The following is an 18,537-nucleotide window of genomic DNA, read 5'->3' on the forward strand; positions in this document are numbered from 1 at the left end:
TGCGCCGAAACAGTTACTTCAGAACAGCCAGGGCCGCTGCGTAGTTCGGCTCTTCGGCGATTTCCTTGACCAACTCGCTGTGCAGCACGTTGTCGTTTTCGTCCAGCACTACAACGGCACGAGCGGTCAGGCCTTTGAGCGCGCCGTCGGCAATCGCAACACCGTAGTCAACGGCGAAATCCGGATCACGGAAATCCGACAGGTTCTTCACGTTTTCCAGGCCTTCGGAGCCGCAGAAACGCGCCTGGGCGAATGGCAGGTCGGTGGAGATGCACAGCACCACGGTGTTTTCCACATCGTTGGCCTGGGCGTTGAACTTGCGTACCGAAGTCGCGCAGGTTGGGGTGTCGACGCTTGGGAAGATGTTCAGCACTTTGCGCTTGCCGGCGAAAGTGGCCAGGGTGGCGTTGGACAGATCGCCGGCGGTCAGGGTGAAGTCTGCAGCTTTGTCGCCGACTTTCGGCAATTGGCCTTCAACCTGGACAGGGTTGCCTTTAAGAGTGACTTGAGCCATGAACGGAATCCTTATGCTGGGTTTTGGTTAAACGAATTCGAGAGGCGGAAGTTAACCACAAACCAAGGGAGCTACCTACCGCCGGACGCAAATTGTCATGCCGGCCGGTTGTGGTTTAATTGCGCGCTTTTCGCCTCTCCTTAAAGGAAGCCATTGTTGATGAAGCCGCGCGCCACCAAAGTCCTGGTCATTGGTTACGTCTGGCCGGAACCCCGTTCCTCGGCGGCGGGCGGGCATATGATACAAATCCTTGAGACCTTTCTCACGCAAGGCTGGGACATTACCTTCAGCAGTCCCGCCGCACTCGGCGAGCACAAGGCTGACCTGCTCAGCCTGGGTATCGCCGAATGCGCCATCGAACTCAATAACAGCAGTTTCGACGATTTTATCCGTGAACTCGCCCCGGATATTGTGTTGTTCGACCGTTTCATGATGGAAGAGCAATTCGGCTGGCGCGTGGAAAAGCACTGCCCCGATGCCCTGCGCGTGCTGGAAACCAGCGACCTGCAAAGCCTGCGCGACGCACGCCATCAACGCCTCAAGGACCACGTCAAGGCACACCCGGGCAGCGACGACTTCGGCACGCTGTTCGCGCCCGCCCTGGAGCAAGAGTTCCAGTTGATGGCCGAGACCGACCTGGCCAAGCGCGAAATCGCCGCGATTTACCGCTGCGACATCAGCCTGATGATCTCCGACGTGGAAATCCGCCTGCTCACTGAGCAGTTCAAGGTGCCGGCCGCCCTGCTCCACTGGTGCCCTTTGATGATGGTGCCGCCGACCACGGCGTTCGCGCCTTATGAAGACCGCGCGCACTTTCTCAGTATCGGTAATTTCCGCCATGCGCCCAACTGGGATGCGGTGCTATGGATGAAAAGCAGCCTGTGGCCGCTGATTCGCCAGCAACTGCCGGGTGCGCAGTTGCATGTCTATGGCGCCTACACCCCACCCAAAGCCACCGCCCTACACAACCCGGCCCAGGGTTTTCACGTGATGAATTGGGCCGAAGACGCGCTGCAGGTGATGACGGCCGCCCGTATCTGCCTCGCACCCCTGCGCTTTGGTGCCGGCATCAAGGGCAAGCTGGCGGACGCGATGCTGTGTGGCACGCCCAACATCACCACACCGATTGGCGCCGAAGCCATGGGCGATGCACAGCCATGGCCGGGCGCAATCGAACAGAGTGCCCCTGCCCTGGCGGCGGCTGCGGTGGCCTTGTACCAGGATCGCGAACGCTGGAACCAGGCCCAGGAACACGGGCGCCACTTGCTTGCCCGACGCTACGACCAGTCGGCCCACGGCCCGGCCCTGCTGGCGTGCCTGGAGCACTGCCGGCGCAACCTTGCCGCCCATCGACGTACCAACTTCACCGGCAGCATGCTGCGCCACCATGCCCATAAAAGTACCCAGTACATGTCGCAGTGGATCGAAGCCAAAAACCGCACCCTCTGAACACCGAGGCTGGCAGGGCCGCCCGCAAGGGGGCATTATTCGGGGCGCAACCAACAATAAAGCGACGGCAGCATGACCCGAGCAACGCGAATCACCGACCCTTCCTACGAGCTAATGGACGATCACAACGGTCTGTCCATCATCTATCGCCAGCACGGCTTCCCCTGCCCCCTGGTGCGCTGGCATTTCCACAAGGAATACGAACTGCACTTGATCGTCGCCAGTTCCGGCAAGGTGTTCATCGGCGACTACATCGGCAACTTCTACCCCGAAAGCCTGTTCCTCACCGGCCCCAACCTGCCCCATAACTGGATCAGCCAGGTGGAGGAGGACGAAGTGGTGCCCAAGCGCGACATGTTGGTGAACTTCACCGAGGAACTGCTCGAAGGTGGCAGCCAGATCTTCACCGAACTCAAAAGCCTGGCGCCGTTGCTTGAACGCGCGCCATACGGCATCGAATTTCGCTGTAAAAAAACCATCGCCCAGGCCATGACCTTGATGCAACGCATCGAGGACGCCCAAGGCATGGCGCGCCTGGGGCACTTTTTTATCCTGCTGGAGGTGCTCAGTGCCTGCGAGGATTACCAACTGTTGTCCGGCGTGACGACGCCGCAACTGGCCGATGAACACAGCATCGACCGTACCAACCGCGCGGTCGATTACATTTTTGCCCACTATGCGCGGGAGCTTTCGCTCGAAGAAGTGGCCGAGCACCTGGGCATGAAGCCGACGTACTTTTCGCGGGTGTTCAAACAGGCCACCGGGCGCACGTTTATCGAGTTCGTCAATCGGCTGCGCATCAGCAAGTCCTGCGAGTTGCTCGCCGATGGCGATAAGGCCGTGACGGATGTGTGCTTTGAGTCAGGCTTCAATAACATCTCCAACTTCAACCGACGCTTCCAGCAGCTCAAAGGCATGACGCCTTCGCACTACCGACGCCTGGCGGTACAGCGGCTCACTGAGCAGAACCTGGCTTAACGCTTCCAGCGCCCCAGTGACCGAGTGCAAAAAAGTATCAGTCCAAGTGTTCCCAAGGATTTGTCACCCGGTCTGTAGAAGGCTGTAATCAACGCACACTCTTCCTGACTCTCTGTAGGAAGACACAACAACAATAACTGTCCTTCTGTAGCCCCCTGGGCGCGGAAATGGAGTGCGCGATGAAGTTCACAGCAAAAGCACTGCTTGTCTCCACCTGCATGACTACCTGCATGACCCTCAGCGCCGTCAGCTTTGGCGCGCAAACACTGACCATTGCCACCGTCAACAACAGCGACATGATCCGCATGCAAAAGCTCTCGAAAACCTTCGAGGCCGAGCACCCGGAGATCAAGTTGAATTGGGTGGTGCTCGAAGAAAACGTGCTGCGCCAGCGCCTGACCACCGACATCGCCACCCAGGGCGGGCAGTTCGATGTGTTGACCATCGGCATGTACGAAGCCGCACTCTGGGGTGCCAAGGGCTGGCTGGAGCCAATGAAGGACCTGCCGGCGTCCTACGACCTCGATGATGTGTTCCCTTCGGTACGTGATGGTTTGTCGGTCAAGGGTTCGCTGTATGCCCTCCCGTTCTACGCCGAAAGCTCGATCACTTACTACCGCACCGACCTGTTCAAAAACGCCGGGCTGAGCATGCCCGAGCACCCGACCTGGAGCCAGATCGGCGAATTCGCCGGCAAACTCACCGACAAGTCCAAAGAGCAATACGGCCTGTGCCTGCGTGGCAAAGCCGGTTGGGGCGAGAACATGGCGCTGATCACTACCCTGGCCAACGGCTACGGAGCGCGCTGGTTCGATGAGAAATGGCAGCCGCAATTCAACGGCCCTGAGTGGAAGGATGCGCTGAACTTCTACGTCGACAACATGAAAAAATCCGGCCCGCCAGGTGCTTCCAGCAACGGTTTCAACGAAAACCTGGCGCTGTTCAACAGCGGCAAATGCGCGATCTGGGTGGATGCCAGCGTGGCGGGCTCCTTCGTCACCGACAAGACCCAAAGCAAGGTAGCGGACCACGTCGGCTTTACGTTTGCACCGCACGAGAAAACCGACAAGGGCACCTCATGGCTGTACTCCTGGAGCCTGGCGATCCCGACCAGCTCCAAGGCCAAGGACGCCGCCAAGGTGTTCACCACCTGGGCGACTTCCAAGGAATACGGCGCCCTGGTCGCCAAGACCGACGGCATCGCCAACGTACCGCCGGGCACCCGCACCTCGACCTACAGCGACGACTACATGAAAGCCGCGCCGTTCGCCAAGGTGACCCTGGAATCGCTGAAAGTCGCCGACCCGACCAAACCGACGCTTGAGCCAGTGCCGTATATCGGTATCCAGCTGGTGACCATTCCTGAGTTCCAGGCGATCGGTACCCAGGTCGGCAAGTTCTTCTCCGGTGCGCTAACCGGCCAGCAGACGGTCGATGCGGCATTGACGGCGGCGCAGACCACCACCGAGCGGGAAATGAAGCGGGCCGGTTACCCCAAATAACCGGGGCCTCACCGCAGTTCAATGTGGGAGGGGGCTTGCCCCCCTCCCACATTGACCCCACTCCGATCCTTGCTCCGCACTGGCCTTGATTATCATGAATACACCCCGCAAAAACCGCCTGGCCAACCCCGGCTGGTTCCTTGTCACGCCCTCGGTCGCCATGCTGCTGGTCTGGATGATCGTGCCGCTGGGCATGACCCTGTACTTTTCGCTTATCCGCTACAACCTGCTCTACCCCGGCGAAAACCAATTCGTGGGGCTGGAGAACTTCACCTATTTCATCACCGACTCGGGCTTCCTGCCCGGCGCCACCAATACCCTGTTGCTGGTGGGCAGCGTGCTGCTGATCAGCGTGGTGTTCGGCGTGTTGATCAGTGCCCTGCTGGAGGCCAGTGAGTTTTTGGGTCGCGGCATCGTGCGGGTGTTGTTGATTTCACCGTTCTTCATCATGCCCACCGTGGGCGCGCTGATCTGGAAGAACCTGATCTTCCACCCGGTGTCGGGGATTCTCGCCGCCGTGTGGAAGCTGTTCGGCGCCGAGCCGGTGGACTGGCTGGCGCACTACCCGTTGCTGTCGATCATCATCATCGTGTCATGGCAATGGCTGCCCTTCGCGATCCTGTTGCTGATGACCGCCATGCAGTCCCTGGACCAGGAACAAAAGGAAGCCGCGCGCCTGGACGGTGCCGGCGCCATCGCGATTTTCTGGCACCTGACCCTGCCCCACCTGGCCCGCCCGATTGCCGTGGTGGTGATGATCGAAACGATCTTTTTGCTCTCGGTGTTCGCCGAAATCTTCACCACCACCAACGGTGGCCCCGGCTACGCCTCGACCAACCTCGCCTACCTGATCTACAACCAGGCACTGGTGCAGTTCGACGTGGGCATGGCCTCGGCCGGCGGCTTGATTGCCGTGGTCATCGCCAATATCGCGGCGATCATCCTGGTGCGGATGATCGGCAAAAACCTGACTGACAAGCCTTGAGGGCCGCGCCATGACGCTTCAACAATCCCGCCGCCTGCAGAGCCTGTTGCTCGGCACACTGGCCTGGGCCATCGCGATCCTGATCTTCTTCCCGATCTTCTGGATGGTGCTGACCAGCTTCAAGACCGAAATCGATGCGTTCGCCACGCCGCCGCAGTTCATCTTCACGCCGACGCTGGAGAACTACCTGCACATCAACGAACGCAGCAACTACTTTGCCTATGCGTGGAACTCGGTGCTGATTTCGTTCAGCGCCACCGCGCTGTGCCTGCTGATCTCGGTGCCGGCCGCCTACTCCATGGCGTTCTACGAAACCCAGCGCACCAAGGGCACGCTGCTGTGGATGCTGTCCACCAAGATGCTGCCGCCGGTGGGCGTGCTGATGCCGATCTACCTGCTGGCCAAGAGCTTTGGCCTGCTGGATACGCGCATTGCGCTGATCATTATCTACACGCTGATCAACCTGCCGATCGTGGTCTGGATGGTTTACACCTACTTCAAGGACATCCCCAAGGACATCCTCGAAGCCGCGCGCCTGGACGGCGCCACCCTGTGGCAGGAAATGGTCCGCGTGCTGCTGCCGATCGCCAAGGGCGGCCTGGCCTCCACGGTGTTGCTGTCGCTGATCCTGTGCTGGAACGAGGCGTTCTGGTCGTTGAACCTGACCTCGTCCGCCGCCGCGCCGCTCACCGCGCTGATCGCCTCTTACTCCAGCCCCGAAGGCTTGTTCTGGGCCAAATTGTCCGCCGTCTCGACCCTGGCCTGCGCGCCGATCCTGATCTTTGGCTGGATCAGCCAGAAACAGTTGGTGCGCGGGTTGTCCTTCGGCGCCGTTAAATAAAAATTCCTAGCGGAGGGCCCATCATGGCCAACCTGAAAATCAAGAATCTGCAAAAAGGCTTCGAAGGTTTCTCGATCATCAAGGGCATCGACCTGGAGGTGAACGACAAAGAGTTCGTGGTGTTTGTCGGCCCGTCGGGCTGCGGCAAATCCACCCTGCTGCGCCTGATCGCCGGCCTGGAGGAAGTCAGCGACGGCACGATCGAACTCGATGGCCGCGACATCACCGAAGTCACCCCAGCCAAGCGCGACCTGGCGATGGTGTTCCAGACCTACGCGCTGTACCCGCACATGAGCGTGCGCAAGAACATGTCGTTTGCCCTGGACCTGGCCGGGGTCGATAAAAAGCTGGTGGACAGCAAAGTCAGCGAAGCCGCGCGCATCCTGGAGCTGGGCCCGTTGCTGGAGCGCAAGCCCAAGCAACTCTCCGGCGGCCAGCGCCAGCGCGTGGCGATCGGCCGGGCGATTGTGCGCAACCCGAAGATCTTCCTGTTCGACGAACCACTGTCCAACCTCGACGCCGCCCTGCGCGTGCAGATGCGCCTGGAACTGGCGCGCCTGCACAAGGAACTGCAGGCGACCATGATCTACGTCACCCATGACCAGGTCGAAGCCATGACCCTGGCCGACAAAGTCGTGGTGCTCAACAGCGGCCGCATCGAACAGGTCGGCTCACCACTGGAGCTGTACCATCAGCCGGCCAACCTGTTTGTCGCGGGCTTCCTCGGCACGCCAAAAATGGGTTTCCTCAAGGGCAAGGTCACACGGGTCGAGTCACAGAGCTGCGACGTGCAACTGGACGCCGGTACCTTGATCAACCTGCCGCTCAGTGGCCCGACCTTGAGCGTGGGCAGCGCCGTGACCCTGGGCATTCGCCCGGAACACCTGGAAATCGCCACGCCCGGCCAGACCACCCTGACCGTGACCGCCGACGTCGGCGAACGCCTGGGCAGCGACACCTTCTGCCACGTCAACACCCGCAACGGCGAGCCGTTGACCCTGCGTATCCGTGGCGACATGGCCAGCCAATACGGCGAAACGCTGCATCTGCACCTGGACCCGGCGCACTGCCATCTGTTCGACACCGACGGCGTGGCCGTAGCCCGCCCACTGCGCGCTGCCGCCTGATTTCGCGAGTACTACGTTATGAAGCTCACTGCACAGAACCTGACCCAACTGGCGCCGCTGGTAAAAATCCCGGCCTACACCCTTGCCAGCACCTCCCAGGGCATCGCCCATATCGGCGTCGGTGGTTTCCACCGCGCGCACCAGGCGTATTACACCGATGCCTTGATGAACACCGGCGAAGGCCTGGATTGGAGCATCTGCGGCGTCGGCCTGCGCGCCGAGGACCGCAAGGCCCGCGACGACCTGGCCGGCCAGGACTACCTGTTCACCCTGTATGAACTGGGCGACACCGATGACACCGAAGTGCGTGTGATCGGCGCGATCAGCGACATGCTGCTGGCCGAGGACGGCGCCCAGGCGCTGATCGATAAACTGGCTGACCCGGCGATTCGCATCGTCTCGCTGACCATCACCGAAGGCGGCTACTGCATCGACGACAGTAACGGCGAGTTCATGGCCCACCTGCCGCAGATCCAGCACGACCTGGCGCACCCCGGCGCGCCGAAAACCGTGTTCGGGTTTATCTGCGCCGCCCTCACCAGGCGCCGCGCCGCCGGCACTCCGGCGTTCACCGTGATGTCCTGCGATAACCTGCCGCACAATGGCGCCGTCACGCGCAAGGCCCTGCTGGCGTTCGCCGCCCTGCACGACGCCGGGCTGCACGATTGGATCAAGGCCAACGTGAGTTTCCCGAATGCCATGGTCGACCGCATCACGCCAATGACCAGCACCGCGCACCGCCTGCAACTGCACGACCAGCACGGCATCGATGATGCCTGGCCGGTGGTGTGCGAGCCTTTCGTGCAGTGGGTGCTGGAAGACAAATTCGTCAACGGCCGCCCGGCCTGGGAAAAGGTCGGCGTGCAATTCACCGACGACGTGACGCCCTACGAAGAGATGAAAATCGGGTTGCTCAACGGCAGCCATCTGGCGCTGACCTACCTGGGGTTTCTCAAGGGTTACCGGTTTGTGCACGAGACCATGAACGATCCGGTCTTCGTCGCCTATATGCGTGCCTACATGGACCTGGACGTCACGCCGAACCTGGCGCCGGTACCCGGCATCGACCTGACGACGTACAAGCAGACGCTGGTGGAGCGCTTCTCCAACCAGGCGATTGCCGACCAGTTGGAGCGCGTGTGTTCGGATGGCTCGTCGAAGTTTCCCAAATTCACCGTACCGACCATTAACCGCTTGATTGCGGATGGGCGTGAGACTGAGCGCGCGGCGTTGGTGGTGGCTGCCTGGGCGTTGTACCTCAAGGGTGTGGATGAGAATGGCGTGACCTACACGATTCCCGACCCGCGTGCCGAGTTCTGCCAGGGGCTGGTGAGCGATGATGCGTTGATCAGCAAACGCCTGTTGGGCGTGGAAGAGATTTTCGGCACGGCTATTCCCAACTCGCCTGCGTTTGTGGCAGCTTTCGAGCGGTGTTTTGTGAGCTTGCGTGATAACGGGGTCACAGCGACCCTGCAAAACCTCCTGAAGAAACCGGTTTAGAAATGCGGGAGGGGCGGGTTGCCAATCCTAAAAATAATTCTGCTGAGCAAATCATCATGACCCAGCAAAACCTGTTCCTCGGCATCGACTGCGGCACCCAGGGCACCAAGGCCATCGTCCTCGATGCTTCCAGCGGCAAGGTGCTTGGCCTGGGCGCCGCCGCGCATACATTGATCAGCGGCGCCAATGGGCGGCGTGAACAGCATGCCCATGAGTGGCTGGACGCGTTCACCGAGGCCACCCATCGCGCCCTGCAACAGGCCGGCGTGGATGGCCAGGATATTCTCGGCATCGGCGTTTCCGGCCAGCAGCACGGGCTGGTTCTGCTTGATGAGCAGGGCCAGGTGCTGCGCCCGGCCAAACTGTGGTGCGACACCGAAACCACGCCCGAGAACGAGCGGCTGCTGCAACACCTGGGCGGCGAAAGCGGTTCCCTGGAGCGCCTCGGCGTGGCCATCGCGCCGGGCTACACCGTGTCCAAACTGCTGTGGACCCGCGAACAGCACCCGGACCTCTTCGCGCGCATCGCCCATGTGCTGCTGCCCCACGACTACCTCAACTATTGGCTGACCGGCCGCGCTGTCGCCGAATACGGCGATGCGTCGGGCACCGGCTATTTCAATGTGCGCAGCCGTGAATGGGATGTGGCGTTGCTCCGGCACATCGACCCGAGCGGTCGCCTGGAGGCGGCGTTACCCGAGCTGATCGAAGCCGATCAGGCCGTGGGTACCATCCTACCGGCCATCGCCGAACGCCTGGGCATCAACCCCAACGCCAGGGTCGCCAGCGGCGGCGGCGACAACATGATGGGCGCCATCGGCACCGGCAATATCGCGCCGGGCGTGATCACCATGAGCCTGGGGTCGTCCGGCACGGTCTACGCGTTCGCCGACCAACCCAACGTGAGCCCCCAGGCGTCGGTGGCGACGTTCTGCTCCTCCAGCGGCGGTTGGTTGCCGTTGATCTGCACCATGAACCTGACCAATGCCACCAGCGTTATCCGCGAGTTGTTCGAACTCGACCTGAACACCTTCAACGCTTTGGTCGAGCAAGCGCCGATTGGCGCAGACGGCGTCAGCATGCTGCCGTTTCTCAACGGCGAGCGCGTACCCGCCCTGCCCCACGCCACCGGCAGCCTGCATGGCCTGACCATGACCAACCTGACCCGCGCCAACCTGTGCCGCGCCGTGGTCGAAGGCACCACGTTCGGCCTGCGCTACGGCCTCGACCTGCTGCGCCAGACCGGCCTGCAAAGCCTGCGCATCCGCCTGATCGGCGGCGGCTCGAAAAGCCCGGTATGGCGGCAGATGGTCGCCGATATCATGAACACCGAAGTGATCTGCACCGAACAAAGCGAAGCCGCCGCCCTGGGCGCGGCGATCCAGGCGGCGTGGAGCCAGTCCGGCGAGCCCCTGAGCAGCCTGTGCGACAAATGCGTGAGCGTGGACCCCACCAGCCGCACCCTGCCGGTGGCGGCCAATGTCAGCGCCTATCAACAGGCTTACGAACGTTATCAACAGCTAGTGGCAACCCTTTAAGAGCGAACGACTATGTATCTGGTGTGTGGTGAAGCGCTGTTTGATTTCTTCAGCGAGGAGGACGCCAGCGGGCTGGCATCCAAGCTCAATTACAAGGCGATTGCCGGCGGCTCGCCGTTCAACGTGGCGGTGGGCCTGCGCCGCCTGGGCATCGAGGCCGGATTTTTCGCCGGTATCTCCAACGATTACCTGGGGCGTCGGCTGTTGCAGGTGCTCAAGGACGAAGGGGTGAGCGAGCAGTTCCTGGTGGAGTTCGCCGCGCCGACCACCCTGGCGATGGTCGCCGTGGGCGCCAATGGTTCGCCGCAATACAGCTTTCGCGGCGAAGGCTGCGCCGACCGGCAACTGCAAGTGGCGCATCTGCCCACGCTGGGCGATGACGTTCGCGGTGTGCATATCGGCTCATTCTCGCTGGTGGTGCAGCCGATCGGCGATACGCTGCTCAACTTGGTCAAGCGTGAAAGCGGCAAGCGCCTGATCAGCCTCGACCCCAATGTGCGGCTCAACCCGCAACCGGACATCCAGCGGTGGCGCGACCGCGTCGCGGAACTGGTCCAGCATGCCGACCTGATCAAAGTCAGCGACGAAGACTTGCACCTGCTCTACCCCGGCCAGGCGCCGGAAAGCGTGCTGCAAGGCTGGCTGCAGCACCGTTGCCAATTGGTGTTCCTGACCCGTGGCGGCGATGGCGCCAGCGTGTTCAGCCGCCAGCATGGCAACTGGTCCGCACCGGCGGTCAAGGTGCAGATGGCGGATACGGTGGGCGCCGGGGATACCTTCCAGGCCGCGTTGATTGCCTGGCTGACCGAGCAACGGTTGGATTCGGTAGAGGGTCTGCAACAGCTCACGCGCGCGCAGATCGACGCCATGCTGGGCTTCGCCATCCGTGCCGCGGCCTTGACCTGCACCAAGACCGGGCCGGACTTGCCGTACCGTCGGCAGTTGGGCTGAACGCCGCGTTTGATGAAGGTTTTGTCAGGCTCGCCATCATTAATCGATGGTTAATCGCGCAAGTCGACAGTGAAGTCGAACCCACTTGCGGAGCACTGCCATGAAATTGCGCACTTTGATGCTCGCCGGCGCCCTGGCGCTGGCGGCAACCTGCGGCCTGGCCCAGGCCGACGATCAGAAACCGGTGCCGTACCAGTACGGCATGCCGATGAATATCAAGCATGTAATTGCCATGAACGAAACGCCGACAGACGAATGCAAGGTCATCGATGCCGATATCAAGTTCGTGGACAAGGCCGGGAAAATCGAAGATGTGGGTTATCGAAAACTGTCCGAGGCGTGCAGCTTGCAGAATTGAGGGCTCGTGCAAAACACTGGGCCCGGCATATGCCAGGCCCATCGGGTCGCACGGTCAACTCACGAGTAGTAAGCGCGCCCTCCTGCTCGTTGCAGGACTGGCGTGTGCGTTTGTTTAAGGTCTTCACGCAACCCGGTAATCAGGTTGCAAATGGCTCGACTGCTGTCGAGTTTGTCCGCGTTGATACCCTTGACTTCCAAATCCACCCGGTCACGGTCGCGGTCGTCATAAACTTTGATCGTCAGCGAAGCATCTTCGGCTTTGGTGCATTCGCACCGTTTGGGCAGGAAACTTCCTTCAATAATGCTGCGTAGTTCCAGTTCCGAAAGCATGGTCAACCTCTCCTTTTTTTGAGACTGCCAACAGATTTTCATGTGCCTGACAGGCGCGTGCCTGCGCCGTCTTACCGACCTTGGAAGACACCTTCAGCACCCAAGCGTACTCGGCAAAACCGCCTTGTGTTGTAACTTTTCCTCATAAGCAACCCAGTGTTTTATAGACACTAAATTTGAACTTAACAGCGCCGTTTAAAACATCGGCGAACGGCGGCGATTAAACGTTTAATCCAGCGCTTGCGGTTAAACAGCTGCGCGGGCCGCCACTCTTTCAGCAACATGTCGCAAACTATCGAAGTTGATATTCGCCCCGGAATTAACCGCCACCAGGGTCTGTTCGCGCACGCCGCGTTCAGCCACATATTTGCGGATGCCCGCCACCGCCAGTGCACCGGAAGGTTCGGTGATGGAGCGGGTATCGTCGTAGATCAGCTTGATGGCGCTGCACAGTTCGTCGTTGCTCACGGTGATGACCTCGTCCACCCAGTGCCGGCAGATCTCAAAGCCATGGGCGCCGATCTGCGCGACCGCCGTGCCATCGGCAAAACCGTCGACACCGGGCAACACCACGCGCTCCCCGGCGCGCAGCGCAGCCAGCAGGCAACTGGAGCCTTCGGATTCGACGCCGACGATGCGCACTTCAGGGCGCAGGTATTTGACATACGCCGCAATCCCGGCGATCAGGCCGCCCCCGCCCACCGGCACGAAGATCGCGTCCAGCGCACCTTGCTGCTGGCGCAGGATTTCCATGGCCACGGTGCCTTGGCCGGCGATGACGTCCGGGTCGTCGAACGGCGAAACGAAGGTGCAGCCCGATGTATCGGCCAACTGCAGCGCATGGGCCAAGGCAAACGGAAAGCTCTCGCCATGCAACACCGCGTCGGCCCCTCGGGAGCGCACGCCCAGCACTTTGAGTTCCGGCGTGCTGCACGGCATGACGATGCGCGCGCGAATCCCCAACTCTCGCGCCGCCAGCGCCACGCCTTGCGCATGATTACCCGCCGACGCCGTTACCACGCCCCGGGCCTTTTGCTCGGCGGTGAGTTGCATCAACTTGTTGTAGGCGCCACGGATCTTGAAGGAGAACGTCGGTTGCAGGTCTTCGCGCTTGAGCAGCACCTTGTTACCAAGCAACACCGACAACGCCGGTGCCGCTTGCAGCGGCGTGCGCACCGCCAGGTCGTAGACCGGGGCGGCGAGGATCTTTTTTACGTAATGTTCAAGCAGTCCCGTGTCGTGGGGTTGGGCGCTCATCGGTGTCTCCTGGCTGTGTACAGAGCCCTGGAGACGGAAAAACAAAACCCGCCTCTAGGGCGGGTTTGGGTACAGCCGAGCGCTATCCCGCCAAATAAGGAATGGCGGTAATAATGCTCGGCTGGCTGCGGAAGGCTTGAAATGTCATGTCACGAAATTAACCGGCGGCGACGCGGCAAGTCAATGGCAAACCGCCATTTAGCGGCGCGGGGTTTACGGAGAGCATACGAAACATATACGCTTTGTATATTCCATTATCACAGTGAACCCCATGGGCATCGTCAAGATCACCGACCAATTACACGAACAACTGCGCCTGGCCAGCGCCGCGATGGACCGTTCCATCAACGCCCAGGCCGAGTTCTGGATCAAGATCGGCCTGCTCGCCGAACTCAATCCCCACCTGCCCTACAACGAACTGATCAACAAACTGTTGCTCGATAAACCCGACTTGATCCGGGGGCGCAGTTGATGATCAAGACGCCCGCACAACTGGCAATCATGCGCGAATCCGGGCGCCTGCTGGCCCAGGTCTTTACGATGCTCGACGGTTTTGTCGCCGCCGGCCGTTCCACCCTTGAGCTGGACGCTGCTGTCGAAGCCTTTATCCGCAACGAGTTGAAAGCCCGCCCGGCCAGCCTCGGGCAATATGACTACCCGTTCTGCATCAACACTTCGATCAACGAGGTGGTGTGCCACGGCATGCCCAGCGCCAAGGACATCCTCAAGGACGGCGACATCATCAACATCGACATCACCCTGGAAAAAGGCGGCTACATCGCCGACTCCAGCAAGATGTACATGGTCGGCAATGTCGCCCCCAAGGCCAGGCGCCTGGTCGAGATGACGTTTGAAGCGATGTGGGCCGGTATCCGCCAGGTCAAGCCCGGCGCGCGGTTGGGCGACATCGGCCACGCGATCCAGAGCCACGCCCAGGCCAACGGCTACAGCGTGGTGCGTGAATACTGCGGCCATGGCATCGGCAAACAGATGCATGAAGAGCCGCAGGTCCTGCACTTCGGCCGCCCCGGCACCGGGCTCGTACTGCGCGAAGGCATGGTGTTTACCGTAGAGCCCATGCTCAACCAGGGCGGGGCCAAAACACGCAGCCTCAAGGACGGCTGGACGGTGGTGACCCAGGACAACAGCCTGTCGGCGCAGTGGGAACATACCGTGGCGGTGACGGCGGACGGGTTTGAGGTGTTGACCCTGCAACGGGGCTGACGCATGCCCGGCGCCCCGCCCCGGCATCACCAGGTCGGGGCACCGTCAAGCGTGTGGAGTCAGCCTTTTTCGAGGTGACGCAGGCGGTCCTGACGCTTGATACGCTCGGTGGTTACCCGCTCCGGGTAACAGCGCATGAACATATTGGTAAAGTGCGTGCCGTAATGAATGCGCTCACCGTTGAGCGGATCCAACAAGGGCCGGGCCGAAGCGTTGAAAGCGGGCTCGTGAAAATAGGCCATGGCGAAGCGTTCGCGGGTGTTGAGCGTTACCTTGTGCGGCGTCGATAGCAGATAACCGTGGGTCATGAACTGCAAAATATCACCGGGAAATACGGTGAATACGCGTGGCACCGGTTTGACGAATGTCCAGGGTTCGTCATTTTCGAATAACCCCGCGGTACTTTCGCCAGGCAGCCAGTTGCGCTTGCGCTGCTCGCCTTCGACCGGGGGGCGAATGTATAAACCACCCACCTCATCCTGTGTCGCAATGACCAACATGCCATAGTCGGTATGGGCGCCAATCCCACGGTGGGTATGTGCCGAGCTGGCAGGGAAGCGCAGCACGCGCATATGATGCCAGCCATCCCGACTCAGGGCTGTTAACGCGTTTATCTCCAATTCCAGGCCCAGCGCCACCAACTTGAGCAACTTCTCGCCGGTCACATCCAGTTCCGCCAGTAACGCTTTCATGCTGTCGCGGTACTCGTCGTTGGGCCATGGCACAGGACCGTGGCACGGCCAGCCGTCCTTGACGCGTTGATCATCCAGCGGCAGGTCTTTGCAGAGGGTGAAGATTTCCGATTGATCCTGCTCACCGGCGGTGACCTCTTCGCCAGAGGCGACATACCCGGCATAGGTCAGTTCGCTGACCCAGCGCGACTTGTCTTGTCTGGGCTGCTTGAAAAAGGCCTTGCTGGCGGCCATGGCCCTCTGGACCTTCTGGTCCTGTTCGTCATGGGTGCCGACCTGGAAAATACCGTCAGTGCGCCATGCCTCAATGAGCTTGCGGCCCAGTTGGTGATCGGCGTGGCTGCCGGTTACGGCTTCAGGCAGGGTGAAGGTGGTTAACTCAGTCATGTCGTGTCTCCTTAAATCCATTAAAGAGACGTGCATTCACGGATGTGACGCTGAACTGCTCCATCAACGGAACTGCTCCAGGCCCGGCATTGCAGGCCTGGATCATGTACGTCGTGTATGTTCCCGTGCGGGAACAGTCCTTATAGACCCCGGCAGCGGGCCTGAAAATAACCAGCTGTCGACTTTACTCGGGGCGCGTCAATGGCCCGATAACTGGGGACAGCGGCAGGCCTCCCTGCCCACACGATGATTTGAACCAGGCGCTGCGGGGCGGCAACCGATGGATCAGGCCACTTGCCTGATCCCCGCCTTGGCCTCCAACTCACGCACCAGCGGCAGCACGCGCTTGCCGAAGTACTCCACTTCTTCCTGAAAATGCAGGAACCCCGCCAGCACCAAGTCCACGCCCACCGCCTTGAGCGCAACGATGCGTTCGGCGATCTGCTGCGGGGTGCCGATCAGGTTGGTCTTGAAGCCGTCGTTGTACTGCACCAGGTCTTCAAAGCTCGATTTGGCCCAATTGCCCTCGCCTTCAGGTGAAGCCTTGCCGGCCTGTTTAGCCGCGTCGCCAAAGGCGTTGACCGCTTCCGGGTCGGCCTTGTCGATGATCTCGGCCAGCACGGCGCGGGCTTCTTCTTCGGTGTCGCGGGCGATCACAAAGGCATTCACGCCGACTTTGACCGAATGGTTATTCGCCGCCGCCTTGGCGCGAATATCGTCGACCTGGGCCTTGATGCCCTCCGGCGTGTTGCCGTTGGTGAAGTACCAGTCCGAAACGCGTGCCGCCATGTCCCGCGCGGCCCGTGAGCTGCCGCCCTGGAACACTTCCGGCCGGCCCAGGGGTTTGGGTTTGAGGGTGTAGTTGTTGAAGCGGTAGAAGTCGCCCTTGAAGGTGAAATCGTCCTGGGTCCAGATGCCTTTGAGGGCGCGGATGAATTCTTCGGAGCGGCGATACCGCTCATCGTGTTCCAACCAGTGTTCGCCGATGGCCTGGAATTCGCCCTTGAACCAGCCGCTGACGATATTCACGGCGATGCGGCCGTTGGTGAGCTGGTCGATGGTCGCCAGTTGCTTGGCCGCCAGCGCAGGTTGCCAGGGGCCCGGCAGGATCGCGGCGATCACTTTAAGCGTGGTGGTCGCGGCCAGCAGCGCGTGACTGAACGCCACCGACTCATGCTGGTTGTCGGCACCGTAGCCGGCGGTGAACCGGATCTGGGTCAGGCCATATTCAAAGCCGGCGGCTTCGGCCAGTTGCGCCAGTTTGCGGTTGTAGTCGATGCCCCAGTGGGTGCGTTGCTCGATCTTGCTGACCACCAGCCCACCGCTGACGTTGGGCACCCAATAGGCAAATTTCACGGCTTGCTGACTCATCGAACGCTACCTCATGTACAGGGATGTACCCAGCACTTGAGCAGCAAGCGTGCCAGCCATGGGCAAACGCCCGTGCCATGGGCGCTGCGGCGAAAAAACCGCCCCTGGCGCAGGTAAAGGTCAATGTCAGGATCGGGCCGGTTTGTCGAATCGCTGTTGCTGCAGCAACAGCAAGCGCGTTGAACCCCCTGTAAACATTGGCCCTGGTACCCGGCACGGACTGTGCAACCCCCTGTACATTCACCCTTGCCCCCGGAGCCTTGCCCATGACCGAACACCACGTCATCAACCCGCTGTCCATCGGCGTCGACTACCCCACGCTGGCCGCGCGTTTCCGGCCGATCTTCCAGCGCATCGCCGACGGCGCGGTGCAGCGCGAACTCAGCCGCACCCTGCCCCATGAGCCGATCCAATGGCTCAAGCAAGCCGGTTTCGGCGCGGTGCGCGTGCCGGTGGAATACGGCGGCGGCGGCGCGTCCCTGCCGCAACTGTTCCAGTTGCTGATCGAACTGGCCGAGGCCGACTCCAACGTGCCCCAGGCCCTGCGCGGGCATTTTGCTTTTGCCGAGGACCGCCTGAATGCACCGCCGAGCGCCGGGCGTGACCTGTGGTTCAAGCGCTTTGTCGAGGGCGACATCGTCGGCTGCGCCTGGACCGAAATCGGCAACGTGGCCATCGGCGACGTGGTGACTCAGGTCAGCCCCGACGGCGATCAGTGGAAGCTCAACGGTGAAAAGTTCTACAGCACCGGCAGCATTTTCGCCGATTGGATCGACGTGTACGCCCAACGCAGCGACACCGGCGCCGACGTGATTGCCGCCACCCGCGCGCGTCAGCCTGGGGTGGTACACAGCGACGACTGGGACGGGTTTGGCCAGCGCACCACCGGCAGCGGCACGTCGCGCTTTACCGATGCGGTGGTAGAGGCGGATAACGTGATCGACTTTGCCACCCGCTTCAAATACCAGACCGCGTTTTACCAGTTGGTGCTGCTGGCCAGCCTGGCCGGCATCGGCCGCGCGGCGTTGCGCGATGTGGCCCATCAAGTGCGCAGCCGCAAGCGCATCTACAGCCACGGCAATGCGTCGCATGTGAGCCAGGATGCACAGGTGCAACAGGTGGTGGGCGAAGTGGCGGCGCTGGTGTACGCCGCCGAGGCCAGTGCGTTGCGGGCGACGCTACCGGCCCAACAGGCCTACGTGGCGCGGTTTGGCGGCGACGATGCCGCAGAGCGCGAAGCCAATGTGGCGGCCGAGATTGAATCGGCGACGGCGCAGGGGGTGGTGTCGGACTTGATCCAGCGCGCCACCAGCCAGTTGTTCAATGCGCTGGGGGCGTCGGATGTCCGCCAGGGCAAGGCGCTCGACCGGCATTGGCGCAACGCGCGTACCGTGTCGTCGCACAACCCGGTGATCTACAAGGCGCGCATTGTCGGCGATTGGGTGATCAATGGGACCGAGCCGCCGTTTGTATGGCAGATCGGCAATGGCCCGGGCAAAGACTGAACAGGTGGGGCTTGCTCCCTCCCACA

General features: G+C 61.4%; 18 protein-coding genes. 13 read left to right on the forward strand and 5 right to left on the reverse strand.

Annotation, left to right across the window (positions count from 1 at the left end; genetic code table 11):
* Nucleotides 1–13 precede the first annotated feature (13 nt).
* Nucleotides 14–514 carry a thiol peroxidase gene (gene tpx / locus AB4O25_RS05905; protein ID WP_017528481.1) on the reverse strand — a complete coding sequence of 167 codons (501 nt, stop codon included), beginning with the start codon at nucleotides 512–514 and terminating at the stop codon, nucleotides 14–16.
* Nucleotides 515–673: 159 nt separating this feature from the next.
* Here tpx and AB4O25_RS05910 point away from each other — a divergent pair, with 159 nt between their 5' ends.
* The 10 genes from AB4O25_RS05910 to AB4O25_RS05955 all read left to right on the forward strand — a co-directional run bounded on the left by AB4O25_RS05910 (nucleotide 674) and on the right by AB4O25_RS05955 (nucleotide 11,743).
* Nucleotides 674–1,963 (forward strand): glycosyltransferase, encoded by a 1,290-nt coding sequence (locus AB4O25_RS05910; RefSeq protein ID WP_460150647.1) that lies wholly within the window; start codon nucleotides 674–676, stop codon nucleotides 1,961–1,963.
* A gap of 72 nt (nucleotides 1,964–2,035) precedes the next feature.
* On the forward strand, nucleotides 2,036–2,941 hold the full coding sequence (locus AB4O25_RS05915) for an AraC family transcriptional regulator (protein WP_017528483.1): 906 nt from the start codon (nucleotides 2,036–2,038) through the stop codon (nucleotides 2,939–2,941).
* Nucleotides 2,942–3,159: 218 nt separating this feature from the next.
* Complete coding sequence (locus AB4O25_RS05920) at nucleotides 3,160–4,443, forward strand: ABC transporter substrate-binding protein (protein ID WP_370737729.1); 1,284 nt, start codon at nucleotides 3,160–3,162, stop codon at nucleotides 4,441–4,443.
* 94 nt (nucleotides 4,444–4,537) lie between these two features.
* Nucleotides 4,538–5,428 carry a carbohydrate ABC transporter permease gene (locus tag AB4O25_RS05925; RefSeq protein WP_460150648.1) on the forward strand — a complete coding sequence of 297 codons (891 nt, stop codon included), beginning with the start codon at nucleotides 4,538–4,540 and terminating at the stop codon, nucleotides 5,426–5,428.
* 10 nt (nucleotides 5,429–5,438) lie between these two features.
* Entirely contained in the window at nucleotides 5,439–6,269 is an 831-nt protein-coding gene (locus tag AB4O25_RS05930; RefSeq protein ID WP_017528486.1) for a carbohydrate ABC transporter permease, read from the forward strand.
* Between the two features lie 23 nt (nucleotides 6,270–6,292).
* Nucleotides 6,293–7,396 (forward strand): ABC transporter ATP-binding protein, encoded by a 1,104-nt coding sequence (locus tag AB4O25_RS05935; protein ID WP_017528487.1) that lies wholly within the window; start codon nucleotides 6,293–6,295, stop codon nucleotides 7,394–7,396.
* A gap of 18 nt (nucleotides 7,397–7,414) precedes the next feature.
* Nucleotides 7,415–8,896 carry a mannitol dehydrogenase family protein gene (locus AB4O25_RS05940; protein ID WP_017528488.1) on the forward strand — a complete coding sequence of 494 codons (1,482 nt, stop codon included), beginning with the start codon at nucleotides 7,415–7,417 and terminating at the stop codon, nucleotides 8,894–8,896.
* Nucleotides 8,897–8,952: 56 nt separating this feature from the next.
* Nucleotides 8,953–10,434: a xylulokinase gene (gene xylB, locus AB4O25_RS05945; RefSeq protein WP_017528489.1), complete on the forward strand. Its 1,482-nt coding sequence runs from the start codon at nucleotides 8,953–8,955 to the stop codon at nucleotides 10,432–10,434.
* A 12-nt stretch (nucleotides 10,435–10,446) separates the two neighbouring features.
* Nucleotides 10,447–11,385, forward strand: coding sequence for a carbohydrate kinase family protein (locus AB4O25_RS05950; RefSeq protein WP_017528490.1), 939 nt, complete (start codon nucleotides 10,447–10,449; stop codon nucleotides 11,383–11,385).
* A 100-nt stretch (nucleotides 11,386–11,485) separates the two neighbouring features.
* Entirely contained in the window at nucleotides 11,486–11,743 is a 258-nt protein-coding gene (locus AB4O25_RS05955; RefSeq protein WP_017528491.1) for a DUF2790 domain-containing protein, read from the forward strand.
* Between the two features lie 59 nt (nucleotides 11,744–11,802).
* Here the strand turns inward: AB4O25_RS05955 and AB4O25_RS05960 are convergent, their stop codons facing one another.
* The gene (locus tag AB4O25_RS05960) at nucleotides 11,803–12,075 is read right to left on the reverse strand and encodes a DUF1652 domain-containing protein (protein ID WP_026067307.1); all 273 of its coding nucleotides are present in this window, start codon (nucleotides 12,073–12,075) and stop codon (nucleotides 11,803–11,805) included.
* Nucleotides 12,076–12,321: 246 nt separating this feature from the next.
* Nucleotides 12,322–13,332 (reverse strand): threonine ammonia-lyase, biosynthetic, encoded by a 1,011-nt coding sequence (gene ilvA, locus AB4O25_RS05965; RefSeq protein ID WP_017528493.1) that lies wholly within the window; start codon nucleotides 13,330–13,332, stop codon nucleotides 12,322–12,324.
* A gap of 271 nt (nucleotides 13,333–13,603) precedes the next feature.
* Between ilvA and AB4O25_RS05970 the strand changes: the two genes are divergently transcribed.
* Nucleotides 13,604–13,804 carry a ParD-like family protein gene (locus tag AB4O25_RS05970; protein ID WP_003190946.1) on the forward strand — a complete coding sequence of 67 codons (201 nt, stop codon included), beginning with the start codon at nucleotides 13,604–13,606 and terminating at the stop codon, nucleotides 13,802–13,804.
* Nucleotides 13,804–14,556: a type I methionyl aminopeptidase gene (gene map, locus AB4O25_RS05975; RefSeq protein ID WP_017528494.1), complete on the forward strand. Its 753-nt coding sequence runs from the start codon at nucleotides 13,804–13,806 to the stop codon at nucleotides 14,554–14,556. Before AB4O25_RS05970 ends, map begins: the two co-directional genes overlap by 1 nt.
* Nucleotides 14,557–14,615: 59 nt before the next feature.
* On the opposite strand, the gene AB4O25_RS05980 is transcribed toward map, so the two are convergent.
* Both AB4O25_RS05980 and sfnG read right to left on the reverse strand, forming a co-directional pair.
* Nucleotides 14,616–15,635, reverse strand: coding sequence for a 2-oxoglutarate and iron-dependent oxygenase domain-containing protein (locus AB4O25_RS05980; RefSeq protein ID WP_017528495.1), 1,020 nt, complete (start codon nucleotides 15,633–15,635; stop codon nucleotides 14,616–14,618).
* 285 nt (nucleotides 15,636–15,920) lie between these two features.
* On the reverse strand, nucleotides 15,921–17,006 hold the full coding sequence (gene sfnG / locus AB4O25_RS05985; RefSeq protein WP_017528496.1) for a dimethylsulfone monooxygenase SfnG: 1,086 nt from the start codon (nucleotides 17,004–17,006) through the stop codon (nucleotides 15,921–15,923).
* 266 nt (nucleotides 17,007–17,272) lie between these two features.
* On the opposite strand from sfnG, the gene AB4O25_RS05990 reads away from it, so the two are divergent.
* Nucleotides 17,273–18,511, forward strand: coding sequence for an acyl-CoA dehydrogenase family protein (locus AB4O25_RS05990; protein ID WP_116078557.1), 1,239 nt, complete (start codon nucleotides 17,273–17,275; stop codon nucleotides 18,509–18,511).
* Nucleotides 18,512–18,537: the final 26 nt, after the last annotated feature.

Source organism: Pseudomonas sp. S3_A03, assembly GCF_054668275.1.